This window comes from Candidatus Desulfosporosinus nitrosoreducens, assembly GCF_030954495.1.
Taxonomy (GTDB): domain Bacteria; phylum Bacillota; class Desulfitobacteriia; order Desulfitobacteriales; family Desulfitobacteriaceae; genus Desulfosporosinus; species Desulfosporosinus nitrosoreducens.
This window is the reverse complement of record NZ_JAVHUW010000082.1, coordinates 130914-145515: the sequence shown is the minus strand read 5'-3', so window position 1 is coordinate 145515 and position 14602 is coordinate 130914. Positions and strand designations below refer to the sequence as shown.

Sequence of the window (14602 nt, the reverse complement as noted above, 5' to 3'; positions counted from 1 at the left end):
GCTACTCTCCTTTTGGCAAATCCTCTTCTTACAACTCTGATGGCCGCATTCATTCCGGGGGCATCTCCGCCGCTGGTTAAAACAGCTATTTTCTGCAAATCTGTCCCTCCTTTCTCTTTCCCTTTTCGGACTATACGCAGCGATTGAAGATTATTCGTTTAGTTATTCCGGATTTTTGTAATAAAGGGAATCTCCTTTTCCACAAAGCCTTTGATTTCTTCAGCACTGTTTAAGGCTAGGACTGTTTCTGCCATTCGCCGTGCCTCCGACCGGGTCAATTGGCTAAGTAAAGCCCGCGCAGGTAAAAGCGAACCGGCGCTCATACTGAATTCATCCAACCCCAAACCGAGTAAAATGGGTATCGCCGTTAAATCTCCGGCCATCTCCCCGCACATTCCAACCCATTTGCCTTTTTGATGAGCCGCTGAAATAACACCCTGGATCAAGCGCAGCACAGCGGGATTATAAGGCTGATACAAGTAGGAAACTTTTTCATTCAAGCGGTCGGCGGCCAGGGTATACTGCACCAGGTCATTCGTGCCAATACTGAAAAAATCCACTTCCTGGGCAAATTGCTCGGCTAGAACAGCAACAGCCGGGATCTCCACCATGATGCCAACTTCCATGGCCGCATTGAAAGGGATATTTTCTTTACTAAGATCTTGCTTAACCGCTTCAAGAACTTCATAGGCTGCACGAAGTTCCTGGAGAGTAGCAATCATGGGGAACATCAGTTTAATATTTCCATAGGCACTGGCCCGCAGAATAGCCCGCAACTGAGTTTTAAAAATGTCGGTGCGGTCAAGGCAAAACCGGATTGCCCGATAGCCGAGGAAGGGATTCATTTCCTTAGGTATATTTAAGTAGGGTAATTCTTTGTCACCGCCGATATCCAGGGAACGAATGACAACCGGCCGCTTCTGGCCGAACATTAAGGCAACCCTTTGATAGGCGCTAAATTGTTCCTGTTCTGTAGGCAGGTCCTTACGCCCCATATACAAGAACTCTGTACGGTATAAACCGATCCCCTCAGCGCCTGTCGCCAGCGCTCTCTTGGCGTCTTCAGGGTTCCCGATATTGGCCGCCAGCTCTACTTGCACTCCGTCCCGGGTTAGAGTGGGCTTATCAATTAACTGATTGAGCTCTTCGTTAATTCCCGTCAGTTCATTTTGCTTGTTCCGGTAGGTTTGAATCATATTTTCCGAGGGATTCACAAATACTTTTCCAGCATTACCGTCGACAATAAGAAAATCCCCGTTTTTCACTTGAGCCGCAATAGTTTGCAGACCGACAACCGCCGGGAGTCCCAGGGTACGAGCCATAATGGCGGAATGGGAAGTCCTCCCTCCAATATCCGCAACAAAACCGGCAACCTTGCTCCGGTCCAGCCGAGCTGTATCCGAGGGCGTCAAATCATGGGCGACTACAATAACTCTTTCCGTCATAGCTGACAAGGAAAGCGACTGAATTCCCATCAACCCGCGCAGCAGCCGATGACTTACATCCCTTAAATCTGCCGCTCGTTCACGGATATATTCATGATCCAAGTCAGCGAAAAGAGTCAAAAATTGCTCCGTTATTTCTTGCACCGCTGCTTCAGCGTTCATTTTTTCCGACCTGATTTTTTCTTTAATGGCGCCGAGGTACTCCGGGTCCTCTAAGACAAGGATTTGTGCTGTGAAAATTTCAGCCTCATCTTCGCCAAGTCTTTGACGGGCGGCCTCCTTGATCCCGGCAATTTCCCGAATAGCCCGGCTTACACTGTCTTCTAAGCGCTGCACTTCTATCTCGATAGAGTCCGACGGAATAGTTTGCCTTGTTATCTGTAACTGTTGATCCTCCAATACGTAAGCCGGCCCCAGCACGTAACCTGAGGCCGCGGCTATTCCTTGGTATTCCATTGGCCTCCTCCTTTGCCTTATTCCCCCGCTTCCAGTAACTCTCCTATCGCCTGGATCGCTTCAGCTTCTTTTTCGCCCGCCGCAATGACCGTAACGCTTTCATTTGCTCCGATTCCCAAGCTAATAATACTCAGGAGGCTTCTGGCGCTGACTCTTTTATCCCCTCTTGTCAAGCTGATTTCACAAGGGAAAGAATTTGCTTTTTGCACCAACAGAGCAGCGGGCCGCGCATGCAGCCCTGAGGCATGTTTGTTAATAAAACTTTTTTCCAGCATTTCTTACATCCTTTCATTGATTTAACAAATAGGGTACGTTCAGTTCTCAATTTCCTTAGTTAATAACTTCCTGTCATAGCTCTTGATAAAGGGAATATATACGATAATGTCAATTCCTAAGATAATCATCCACAAGAGCACGGCTTGCCAATCCATGGTGCTGAGAAAAGCCGCAATCAGACCCGGTGTATTGACCGGCAGATAAAGATAAACCCCGCCTACGAGATGAAAGGCAACCGCTAAATAAGCAAGAACAGCATTTAACATCGGCAGAACTACAAAGGGAATGAAGAGAGTTGGATTCATAATAATTGGAGTACCAAAAACAAAGGTTTCACTGATTCCGAAAATTACCGAAAGAAACCCGTTTCTGGATATCCCTTTCAGTTGCTCTGACCGCGCCACGATAAGCATAGCCAGAGCTAAACTCAGAGCAGCTCCCGATCCTCCGATATTGACGAAGGTATAGAAGAAATTTCCTGAAAAAATATGAGGCAGGGGCTTTCCCAATTCCACTGCCTGGGCATTGGCAGCGAAATTGAAGGTAAGGAAGGGGATAAGCAGACTTTGCACAACGGACCCGCCATGAATGCCGAAAAACCATAAAATGTTGATGAGAAGTGCTGCCAAGATAACTATCCCCATGCTGTCCATGGTATTTGTAAGAGGAGTCATTAAGTTCAGAACGGCCTGGGGAATATCTACTCCCCAAAAACGCATCATGATGCTATTTAAACTCATAAAAAGAACAACATTGATAATTACCGGAATGAAGGCATTTAACGGAACAGCAACGACCGGAGGCACACTTTCAGGCATTCTAACCTTAACGCCCTTGATATCTAAAAGCCGGACAACTTCCACAGTCAAAAGCCCGAGAATAATTGCTGAAAAAAAGCCTTTAACCCCCAAAAATTCTGCCGCCAGGAATAAACCATTCGGGTTCGTTTGCCCGGGAGCTACAGTTGGAACAGCTAAACTAAGAAACGTCAGCAAAGCAGAACTGCTTCCCAGCACAGGATCCAGATTATAGCTCTTGCACAGCTGGTAGGCCAGGACAATGACTGTAAAGAGACTCAATAGCCCTATTGTCAAATGATAGAGAATCATAAGCGTCTGCGACCAATTTGCCGCAACCGGCCTTCGGGCTAAAACCAGAGCAAATCCTCCCAGCAGCATCAATGGTTCAATAGACAAGATAGTATCTTTTAGCGCAGAAATATGTCTTTCAGCATTAATTTTACCGGCTAGAGGCGCTGCCTTTGATTGCAGCAGATCTTGTACTTTTAGAAGAAAATTATAAGCTTCAGACATCTGTTCTCCTCCAACAATTGATCCGGTTATCCGGTTTCAGGGGAATTTCCTCGTGCTTAAATTGGTATAATCCAAACGCAGCATCTTGACATTGTCCCATTTAGCCTTTTCCAAGAACCTTCGCTTTTGGGCCAAAAAAGCAGGGGGCGAATTCTCCCTGCTTTTTTGGACGGCAGTATCCATCCTGATGAACGTTTACCCTCAACAGGCGGGGAAGTCAGCGTTTTTTGCCCGCAAGTGTCCGCAGGATGCTATTTCATCAAAAAGAATATACTTTATAACCAAGGCCGGGGAGCGTTAAATTTATCGGATATCCTTAAGATTCGTTAGCATCTTCGCTTATTGCAAATTTCCGCCTGCCGGCAAGATGTTCTTCGGGAGTACCTATTTCTTCAAGCCACTGAACATAGCGCTGGTGTATTGCCAGCGCCCGTTTTTCGTTGCCCTGGATCAGGTTATGCTCCTCATTAGGGTCAGCAGGCAAATAAAACAAGGCCGGCTCTACCCGTTCTTTTTTGGGATTAAGTTCAATCAGTTTTCTGTTAACCTTGATCCCCTGCTGTACTTCATCCGTATAATCTCCGGAATAGTGCAAACACCAGCCATCCTCCGTCACGACCGCACACTTCGCCACAACGGGTGTGTGGTGAATCAGCGTGTTGGAACTGACCGCAATAGCGCGCAATTGTTTTGTTTCTCCGCGCAGGAGCGGCATGATGGACTTGCCATGGATCTCTTCCGGGTTAAAATGCCAATCGTTCGTATAGAAGATACCACACTGCAGTGCTTGCACATTGGTTTTACCACTCATGGTTTCCGAGGCTACTAAACCCGTCATTTCCAGAATTGTCGGCATTAAATCAGGGGATTGGACCAGTGCTTCAAGATGCTCGCTTTTTTTCTGCCCCGGGAGGTGAACAAGCAAAGGAAGACTGCGTATTTCATGATACATGCGAAACGCTTCATAGTAGCCTTTAGGAGGATTGAAGGCCTTGCCGATACGTTCATGTTCGCCGAAGAGATGCCCATGATCACTTGTAAAAATGAAGACAGTATCTTCTTCCAAACCTAATTTTTCGATCTTATCCCGCAACACACCAATCCAGCGGTCGACCATGCTAACTTTAGCCCTGTACAGAGTCTGAATATGCTTAAGTTCGTCCTCAGAAAGAAACTCTTTCCAATAATCACTATAGGGATAAATAACCTCTTCTCCGTGATACTCATCCTCATACATTTTAACGTATTCTTCTGATGGGTCCCAGGGTTCATGAGGATCAAAGAGATCAATATACAAGAAAAACTTTTCCAGTTCCTGCCCTTCATTTTCCAGCCATTGGCAGGCTTTTTTAACCGACCGGGCAGCAAAATGATCTTCATCAGACTTCCACCAGGATGTGTTGCGCAAATAGTTTTCTACGGTAATATGAGCCTTGCTTAATTTGTCCGGATTGGCAGGCAAATCGATATCACGCGGCGTCACCTTCCAGTGATCCGATTCATGCCCTCGAATCCATTCCCAGCCATCAAATCCCCGCTCATAATTATACCCATTTTCGATTAAGTGCGGGTTGTCGGCAATCATTTGAGTTACTATCCCTGAAGCGCTGAGAATTTGCTGCAGGGTAACCGTATCCTTGGGAAGAGCACCCCACTCGGAGTTGATAAAGCTGAAACGTCCGCTCATGATATCCAAACGGTTAGGCAGTGTGGGAAAAGAACCTAAAAAAGCATTGTCAAAGACATAGGATTTTTCAGCCAACTTATCCAGGTTGGGGGTTTTGACTTGAGTCGGTCCATAACAGGAAAGGTTGTCCCGACGAAAAGTATCTGAAATAACCAAGATTACATTCATTTTTTCCACCTCGCTGTAGGATTATATTGCCAAAAGGTACACATACTCTCTCCGGCAAATACAACTTGCTTGCAATAGTTATCAATTTCTTAGAATAAGCTTTATAGCCAATCACCGAACCACAGATAATACAACTAGTTACTCATGCTGATATCTTCAAGCGACCGGTTGCTTGTGTCTGCCGGCCGAAGGATAATACCCGCTATGAGTCCGGCGAACATGATAATCGAAACTACCTCAACCGTACCTGTCCAGCCAAAGGAAACCTGCATGAGCGGAAAGGCAAATGAGGCGAGCAAAGCTCCTAACCTGCTTACCCCTGTTGCCATTCCCTGGGCCGTAGCTCTCAGCATCGTGGGGAAAAATTCTACAGACCATGGATACAGCGCTGTCGTAACAATCTGATTAAAGATTGTTGAGCCCATAAGTAAAGCGACAAAAACAATCGGTTGACTCTGTGAAACAAAAGCAAGAGAAAAGGTCAGGACGACATTAAATGCCCAACCGATGAGAATGACTGATCTTCTTCCCATGCGGTCCAAATAGATAGCCGTGAATAGTGATACGATGGAATAGACCAAATACATTACCGCGTTGACTTCTAAGGCAGCCAGTTTTGCCTTGAAGCCAAACATTTGCAACAAAAGCGGAACATAGGAATTAAAAGTACCGCCTCTGTAAAGTGCTAAGAACCAAAACAGCAGCACGACCGATAATGAAACGGCATAACGTTTACTAAATAAAACCTTCAAACTTGAATTCTGAGTATCAGATGTTTGCATAGTTTCATTACTTTTAATACCGATTTCTTCCGTGTTGACCTTCTTGCCCTGAGCCATTAACCAGCGCGGACTCTCAGGGATCCGGGTCCGGAGTCCCATAACAATTACTGCAATGACAACGCCAAGTCCGATAGCCCAGCGCCAGGCATTGTTGTTCCCGCTTGAAAGAAATACAACAGCGATCATCGTGGAACAAAAGGCTCCGAAAAACCATAAAGGCTGCATGAGTCCCGTCAGGAAGCCTCGCTTATTTTTGGGACTGATTTCGGCTATCAGTGAGGTGCTGATAGGCACATCAGCTCCTATGGCCACCCCAATGATCAGACGACCCACAGTAAATATAGTGATATTAGTGGCAAAAGCACTTACAAGTCCCCCGATAACAAATAACAAGAGATCCAGTACAAACGAGGTTTTACGGCCAAATTTATCGGTCAGGCGACCGAAAACAAATCCTCCTACCGCCATGCCAAGAAAGGCTATAGATCCTAATAAACCTACCTGTGCGGCATTTAACTTCCAGGCTGGTTGAATTATCAGAAGTGCCGCCCCTATAACCATGTTGTCATATCCGTCTAAAAAGGCCCCCATCGCTGCAACGAAGGCAATAAAGCCAATCCTTTTAGTAATCCTGTTACCGTCTAAGGTGTCAAGGACATTGGAGCTCATTAGCAATTCTCCTTTCTAATTGGACTAAATCACAAGATTCCTACCAATATCTTCAGGTTTCTCCTTGCATCCGGAGGAAGCGAACGAATGCCGGAGAATCAGTCTTCCCTTGGAAGATTTAACGCTAATAACCCGGGAGATTATGATATAATATCTACAATCCCCTGGGTGTCGGACAAACCGTCTCCAAGGGGGCCCTCCTCCTTTGCTTGAGATTTGACCGGCAAAACCAATTCTCAGCTTAAAGCAAAGGAGGATTTATTTATCTCAGGCAATTATGCAGTGCTTCCCTCTTAGAAGCTAACTCAGTTCCCGGTCCCCCCTTCTGATCATAAATTTACGTCTTCCGGCAAGATGCTCTTCAGGAGTACCTATTTCTTCAAGCCACTGAACATAGCGTCGGTGTATTTCCTCAGCCAGTTCCTTATTACTTTGAATCAGATCATGTTCCTCATTAGGATCGTCGGGAAGATAAAAGAGTGCGGGCTCAATGGGTATTTTTTTGGCCTTAGGGGCAATCAATCTCCGATTAAGGATAACGCTGTCTTTTAATTCTTCCGGATAATAGCCTGCATAGTGGAGGCACCAGCCATCCTCTGTAATAATTGAGCACTTTGCCACCACGGGTGTGTGATGAATGAGTGTATTTGAACAAACGGCGATCTCGCGAACTGATTGAGCTTCCCCCCGTATGAGCGGCATTAATGATTTCCCGTGGATCGCTTCCGGGTTGAACTTCCAATCATTCGTATAGAAAACACCACATTGCAGTGCCTGGATATTCGACTTACCGCTGAAGGACTCTGTAACCACAAGACCACTCAGTTCCAGGATGGTCGGCATTAAATCGGGGGATTGAACCAGTGCTTCAAGATGCTGACCCGTTTTTTGACCGGGCATATGAATCAGCAAAGGAATCCGCCGGATTTCACTAAGCATCCGGAATGCTTCGTAGTGGCCTTTATCCGGGTGAGGATTATACGTTTTCCCTAAAAATCCATGTTCACCGAAGAGGAAGCCATGGTCACTGGTGAAGATAAAGACAGTATCTTCTTCCAAGCCCAATTTCTCTATCTTAGCTCTTAATACCCCAACCCAATGATCAACCATTGTCACTGAGGCCTTATAGAGCGCTTGTATATGCTTTAGCTCGTCTTCACTGAGAAATTCCTGCCACACATCGCTATAGGGGTAAAAGACATTATCGCCGGAATAGTCTGATTCATACATTTTGAGGTATTCCTCCGGGGCGTCCCACGGTTCGTGAGGATCAAAGATATCAACATACAAGAAAAACTTTTCCAGATCCTGACCTTCGTTTTCCAGCCAATTACATGCTTCCGTAACCGTCCGTGCGACAAAACGGTCTTCCTCAGACTTCCACCAGGATGTGTTGCGCAAATAGTTTTTTACGGTAAAATTAGCTCTGTTTAATTTATCCGGGTGCGCAGGCAATTCAATATCACGCGGCGTGACCTTCCAATGATCCGATTCCTGACCGCGAATCCATTCCCAACCGTCAAAACCGCGCTCATAGTTGTACCCGTCCTCAACTAAGTGAGCATTATCAGAGATCATTTGTGTCACGACACCCGAAGCGCTGAGGATTTGCTGCAGGGTAATCGTATCTTTAGGTAGAGCGCACCATTGGTGATCAACACAGCTGAATCGTCCGCTCATGATGTCCAGCCGGTTAGGCAATGTGGGAAAAGAGCCCAAATAAGCATTGTCAAAAACATAGGATTTGTCAGCTAACTTATCAAGATTTGGAGTTTTAACTTGTGAGGGGCCATAGCACGCAAGGTTATCACGACGGAACGTATCAGAAACAACAAAGACTACATTCATTTTTTCCACCTCGTATGTTTGTTAAAGATTCTCTGGAAGCTCAGGGCCTGATTTCTAGGGGGACCTTGAACTTATGGTCCATGATTTTTGAGCAATCCCTTTATAATTGATCCTTTTCCAAACCAGGTTGTAGACCATTCTCTCCTTCCTTTCTTAGGATTTTTTGCCTGAGGACTTAAGTTCCTCTCTGGAATCCGCAACTGTCATGATGGTTTACCCTAAAATTAAGCCTCAATCTTTTATCACAGAGTCAATACCTTTTGCAAAACTTTTTCTCCGTTCATCAGGCCGTAATCGACACTGTCAATAACATCGACAACGATTCCTTTGGGTTCATAGGTATCTTTTAGCTTCTTGAGCATAAATCCCACTTGAGGACCGAGAAGCAGAATATCCGTATCATTTTCGTAGTCTTTGAACTTGCTTTCCGCTGTAGCCCGAATTTCAACGTCCTCTTCCAGTTTGGCGGCTGCAGCTTTCATTTTGTTAACCATTAAACTGGTCGACATACCTCCGGCACAGACCAAGGTGATTTTTTTCATGGCTATTCTCCTTTTTATCCCATTTTCATTGTGAAAAGCTTTTCGTACAGGTCGATAAATTCCTGAGCCAGATCTTTCACTGTGATGGCGTTCATGAGATGATCCTGGGCATGAACCATCAGAAGCGTAACTTGCTTGCTTCTCCCTGCCGCCTCATCCTGAATCAACCTCGTTTGCGTTTCATGCGCCAGATTCAAATCATCAACGGCCTTCGCCAATTCATTCTCTGCCTCTTGCATATTCTTCGACTTGGCTAAGCCGATAGCGTTCATGGCATGGCTTCTGGCGTTCCCGCTATTTACGATGATCTGCATAATGATTTCTTCATAATCCATTCGTAAATCCCCTTCTGTAATCAATGAATTGAAGTGTTTCGCTCTATAATGCATTGCAAGAAACGTGCCAAAACACATGGTCTTGCCTTCAGTTATGTTAAACAATCCCAGGCGTGAAAATTCCGAAGGTAACCAAAAAGAAGACAACCAGCCTGGGATTAGCTGGTTGTCTTCTTTTCCGAATCCCGTATTCAGGGTATCGATTCACTCAATATAAGGCAGGAAAAACATCATGATATAACAAATTTCATCTTCCGTAATGCTCACTCTATATTTGTCAGCCAAAGCAGCACACGCTTTTTGGACTCGAGTATAAAGTTGAGGATATTGGGCCATATACTGCTCTTTACTCTCAAAGGGCACAATAGTTCCCCCGGACAGCAGTTTATCCAGCATACAGCCGATATGAAGAGCTACCCCAATTAATACTTTCGTATCGACTTTAACCTTTAACCCGTCTTCAATCGAATGAATCAATCCTTTAATGTCCTTTAAAGCGGTCCTGGCCTTAATATTGGCAAGCTGGTTTTCCAAGGCCTCCCCGATTTTATAATAGGTGACTTCAATCTCCACCAGCTCTTGAATTGTTGCTATGGCCTGTAAATTCAACACGTCATTAAAATCAAATTGGGGGATTTTCGTTTCAACTCCCAAGGGGCTAATAATACACATTATTCTATGTGTTTTCCCGATCGTTTTAAGCCTTTCCTGAACATCCTCTTTGCCAACCAAGTTGACCGGTATAATCTCCACGATATTCCGGTCCAACTTAAGTTTGCTCTCGAGAATATTTTTCAGGACAAGAGCGCTGCCTTTTCCGGTAGTACAGCAGGTGACGATGGCAAGTTTATCTGTCTGCTCCTCAAGCAGATTGACATTTGGGGAATCGTCACCCAGATAGGTGTTCACCGCTAAGGTTTCCTGATACACCTCATCAAGGGAATACCCTAACATCGCTTTTCTTGTAGCCACAATCACATGAAGAGTACTGACTAAAGGAATCGTTTTCGTATTAATGCCAAATTCTTGTTCAATTTCTTCCCCAAAATTAATCAGCGATCCCATGTCTACCAAAAATAAAAGATCCGATTTTATCTTTTCTTCTTTAAGGAACGTTTTCAGCTTAACGATGACCTGCTGTGGTTTTTCCTCAAGTAGGGCATTAATACCTACCGTATACTGAACCCCAAGCAGACGATTGGCCGTCTCGGCGAGGGAAGAAGCCGTCGAAGTTCCGTGAGCTATAACAATTATTTTGACTTCCTTTTTTTCTTCCGCTATTTTTTGATCATTATACACGAGAAACATGGTCAAAAAACCCGCCTCATCAATAGGCATCGAAACGTCGAAGACCCGGTCAATTATTTTCAGGCAGTCAACAGCAACAAGGAACTCCTCACTGTATTCGACCCTGATTTTGTTTAACTGTGGATTGACTATTTTTCTGTTCTTTCTCAGCCTTTCAAGGGAATTGGGAATGTGCACGGCCATCGCATAATAAACCTTTTTACTGATGGCTCTGCCCAGTCTTTCCTCGCTAAACTTAATAATTTCTTCGACAACCCGAATAATTTCCGAACCTACGATATTCTCAATGCTTGGCAAATAACCTGATTGATCAACTTTGTACAAGTATTTTCTATAGTAATCCGCAATATCTTTCTCCATCCGGGACTCCAGTTCTTCGGCACTGAGGCCTTTGCTCCTCAGCTCATGCACTCTGAGGTCAATCATGTCGTAAATGCTTCCTTCGTTCTCCCCTTCTTTCAAAAGCATGTTTTTTTCACCTTTAGCGAAGATACAATACCTTTTGTCAAAGCCAATGAACTTGTTGTACAACTGACGGTGTTCCGTTTCTTTGTAGAGCCCTTCCCGGATGTAAGGCTGCAGATCCATGCTGCTGACTTTGATTTCTTCTTTTTTGCGGGAGACAAAATCCGCATAGGCCTTAGCACAGGCCAGTTGAATATCTGTTTTTAACTGCCCGATATTATTAGGGCAGCGATAGCTTAAAAAGGCCCGCATGGAGTTGACCGATACCATAATTTGCTTTCCGAGCCTGGAGGATTCCTCTCTCATGAACTCACTGACGAGATTAAATCGTTCTTCAATCGTTCGTTCGTCAAGGCTGGGTAAGCGAAGAATCATGGGAATCCGCCGTGTAAAGGTCCGCAGCAGAGCCGAATCAGGATTTTCGGTCGTAGCCGAAACAATCAGCACCTGAGCCGTCCTGTCAATGTCTGTTTCTCCCAGTCTCCTGAAGATCCCCCGGTCCATAAAAGCAAAAAACATTTCCTGTCCTTCCGGGGGAAGCCTATGAACTTCATCGAGAAAAAGCACCCCGCCGTCCGCTTTTTCAATCAGTCCCGCTTTATCAGCATCTGCCCCTGTATAGGCGCCCTTCATGGTGCCAAAAAGCTGACTGATCAGGAGTTGGGGATTGTTGGCATAATCGGCGCAATTAAAAAGCACGAAAGGTGCCTCGCCTGTCATTTTGCCCATCTCTACCGCATACTGGTGGATTAAACCGGCAAGCATCGATTTACCGGTGCCGGTTTCACCCAGGATCATTATGGGCATTCCTTTCGGAGGATAAAGAACGGCGGCCTTAGCTTGTTCAATAACGGCAAAAAGGCTGGGGTTTTTTTCCGCAAAAGAATCCAATGTTCTTTCTTCGCTTTCCGGTCCACCATCCGGCACGATTCGAAAATATATTGGTTTTGTTCCTTCTTTACGAACCTTTCCCTCCTGAAAGAGTAAATTCAAATCGTTGCTGACATTAGCTCTGCTAAGTTCAAGCGCGTCAGCTATTTCGCCGGCAGTTGCCCCCTTTCCCTGATCAAGTTCCTTGAGCTTTTTATAAACAGCATCTATTCTCTTCATTGCTTAATTCTCCCTTATTATCCGGAACGTTATCTTTAACATTTTATATAGTTATCATAGAGACAACAAGAAAACGGCCTGAGTCATAAAGATAGTTCGCTATTGTATTCGTTATTCCTTCCGTCAATAGTTATAACTCCTGTTAACTCCAAATTGCAATGTTAATTGCCAAAACAGAGAGGTTGGATACCTAGATTCCCTCTCAATGTGTTTTGGCATAATTATTGCATTTGCTTATAGTTTAAAACACTTCACCCTTTAAGGAGATTATGCAAATGGACAGGAAAGAAAAAATAATCAAGGAACTTGAAAAGGGTCTCATTGTATCCTGCCAGGCCAAAAAAAGTGATCCTCACTATTGTGAAGATATTACTTTATTAATGGCCAAAGCCGCAGTATGGGGAGGGGCTGCCGGATTAAGATTAGATACACCGCAAGACATAAAAAAGATAAAAAGAGAATGTAATCTACCTGTTATTGGGCTATGGAAAGTCTTTAGTGATAAAAGTGAAGTGTTTATTACACCGGGTATGAACTATGTTCGGTCATGTATTGAAGCGGGAGCGGATATTATAGCTGTAGATGCTACAAATAGGCTTGTAGAGGACAATCGTTTGGCATACGATATTATTCCTGAAATAAAACGTGAATTCCCCCATACACCTATTCTGGCAGATATACGGAATGCTGAAGACGCCCTAATTGCCATAGAAAAAGGGACGGATATGATAGCGCCAACCCTAAGCCGATTTGATCCTACTTACAAATCTTCTGCAAAACCAAATTTTGAGCTTCTTTGCCGATTAGTTGATTTATGCAGAGGTAAGGTTAAGGTGATCATGGAAAGTCATATAAACACACCTGAGGATGCCGTTATCGCCCTATATCATGGAGCACATAGTGTCGTTGTAGGAAATGCCATTACCCGGCCCCACATAACTACTCAAAAATTTTATGATGCAATCCATGGCTATAAAGATAAAAGAAGCTTATTTTATTGGGCAGAAAAATAAGCGCCGTCGCGCCGGAACCCACTGCAGTTCGTAACAAACCGTTCCAGCCCGGGAGTGTGAGAGCCGCTTAAGGTTGTCCCAAAATCGACAGCGCTGTCGATTTTGGGACAGCTTTAAGCGGCTCTTCTTGGTAAAGGAATGTTAAGGCTGTAACCTCAAGACTGGCTTGGACATAAGATGAGACGGACTGGTTGAGTTAATGAAACAAAAAGAGACTGGGAACTGACATGAGGCCATTGAAAAAGTTCTTAGATACAGAAAAAAAGGTACGGCTCTCACTTTTCTTGAGTAGCTGTACCTTTTCTTTTTTCAGTGGCCTCCGAATGAAGCGTGGCCGGTTTACCGATACGTAAAAATCAGGGTTCAACGTCATCTATTACCCATCCTCTGGCTAGCGGATAAAATAAAGCGTTGCCACTATCAAGCCTATAACCACTACCATCCAGCGCAAAACAGCCGGCTTCACATGACCGGCCAATTTTCCGCCGAGCGCGCCGCCAAGCAACGCCCCAATAGCCATCACCAGCGCGACCGACCACACTACCTTTCCAGAAAACACGAAAAAGAGCCCCGCGGTTAAATTAGTACCTAAAGCAATGGTCTGCTTCAATGCATTGAGTTGGGTCAGCGAGTCATCAACGGTAATACCTAACACAGCAAGCACAATAATACTTAACCCGGCACCGAAGTAGCCGCCGTAAATAGCTGCAATTCCCACCGGGACAACTCCCCATAAATCTGATCTCGGTTGAGCTCCGACGGTCTCGGTTCGTTTTGTCAAGTAGGACCGGACTATAGGCTGAAAGACTAGCAATGCTGTGGCAAGTAGAATCAAATAGGGGACCAACTCACGGAAAAGACCTTCCGGGGTGATACGCAGGAGAATGCCTCCCAGTAAACCGCCAACTATTGACGCCGGGATGTACAGCCATAGACGTTTTTTTTGGTTCTGCAGATCCTTACCCTGCGAAAGGCTTCCTCCCAGATAACCGGGACATAAAGCCACGGTGTTGGTGATATTGGCCGAGACGGCCGGTATACCCAGGGCCGTAAGCACCGGAAATGTAATCAGGGTGCCACCGCCGGCAATAGAATTTACTGCGCCGGCTGCCAGAGAGGCTAGAGCGATTATAATGTAGTTTGAGAAATTAAGCATTTCTTTCAGTGATCCTTTCCAGAGCCTAG

11 protein-coding genes and 1 pseudogene are annotated in these 14602 nt (G+C 45.1%); 1 reads left to right on the top strand and 11 read right to left on the bottom strand.

Going from position 1 to position 14602, the window contains the following annotated elements; translation table 11 throughout:
* Positions 1-11: 11 nt before the first annotated feature.
* The 10 genes and pseudogenes from REC12_RS23410 to REC12_RS23365 form a co-directional block, all read right to left on the bottom strand.
* Positions 12-98 (bottom strand): annotated as a pseudogene (locus REC12_RS23410) (6-phosphofructokinase); the annotation flags it as partial.
* A 60-nt stretch (positions 99-158) separates the two neighbouring features.
* Positions 159-1901, bottom strand: coding sequence for a phosphoenolpyruvate--protein phosphotransferase (gene ptsP, locus REC12_RS23405; RefSeq protein ID WP_308898405.1), 1743 nt, complete (start codon positions 1899-1901; stop codon positions 159-161).
* A 17-nt stretch (positions 1902-1918) separates the two neighbouring features.
* The gene (locus tag REC12_RS23400) at positions 1919-2176 is read right to left on the bottom strand and encodes an HPr family phosphocarrier protein (protein WP_308898404.1); all 258 of its coding nucleotides are present in this window, start codon (positions 2174-2176) and stop codon (positions 1919-1921) included.
* Positions 2177-2215: 39 nt separating this feature from the next.
* Positions 2216-3490: a PTS sugar transporter subunit IIC gene (locus REC12_RS23395; RefSeq protein WP_308898403.1), complete on the bottom strand. Its 1275-nt coding sequence runs from the start codon at positions 3488-3490 to the stop codon at positions 2216-2218.
* Positions 3491-3806: 316 nt separating this feature from the next.
* Complete coding sequence (locus tag REC12_RS23390) at positions 3807-5345, bottom strand: sulfatase (RefSeq protein ID WP_308898400.1); 1539 nt, start codon at positions 5343-5345, stop codon at positions 3807-3809.
* 134 nt (positions 5346-5479) lie between these two features.
* Complete coding sequence (locus tag REC12_RS23385; RefSeq protein WP_308898398.1) at positions 5480-6796, bottom strand: MFS transporter; 1317 nt, start codon at positions 6794-6796, stop codon at positions 5480-5482.
* Positions 6797-7096: 300 nt separating this feature from the next.
* On the bottom strand, positions 7097-8644 hold the full coding sequence (locus REC12_RS23380) for a sulfatase (RefSeq protein ID WP_308898396.1): 1548 nt from the start codon (positions 8642-8644) through the stop codon (positions 7097-7099).
* A gap of 242 nt (positions 8645-8886) precedes the next feature.
* Positions 8887-9186, bottom strand: coding sequence for a PTS sugar transporter subunit IIB (locus REC12_RS23375; protein WP_308898395.1), 300 nt, complete (start codon positions 9184-9186; stop codon positions 8887-8889).
* Positions 9187-9200: 14 nt separating this feature from the next.
* Positions 9201-9521 carry a PTS lactose/cellobiose transporter subunit IIA gene (locus REC12_RS23370; RefSeq protein WP_308898393.1) on the bottom strand — a complete coding sequence of 107 codons (321 nt, stop codon included), beginning with the start codon at positions 9519-9521 and terminating at the stop codon, positions 9201-9203.
* 204 nt (positions 9522-9725) lie between these two features.
* Positions 9726-12404 (bottom strand): sigma-54-dependent transcriptional regulator, encoded by a 2679-nt coding sequence (locus tag REC12_RS23365; protein WP_308898391.1) that lies wholly within the window; start codon positions 12402-12404, stop codon positions 9726-9728.
* Positions 12405-12679: 275 nt separating this feature from the next.
* Between REC12_RS23365 and REC12_RS23360 the strand changes: the two genes are divergently transcribed.
* The gene (locus tag REC12_RS23360; RefSeq protein WP_308898390.1) at positions 12680-13417 is read left to right on the top strand and encodes an N-acetylmannosamine-6-phosphate 2-epimerase; all 738 of its coding nucleotides are present in this window, start codon (positions 12680-12682) and stop codon (positions 13415-13417) included.
* Between the two features lie 391 nt (positions 13418-13808).
* Here REC12_RS23360 and REC12_RS23355 read toward each other — a convergent pair whose 3' ends face one another.
* Positions 13809-14573 (bottom strand): sulfite exporter TauE/SafE family protein, encoded by a 765-nt coding sequence (locus REC12_RS23355; RefSeq protein WP_308898388.1) that lies wholly within the window; start codon positions 14571-14573, stop codon positions 13809-13811.
* Positions 14574-14602: the final 29 nt, after the last annotated feature.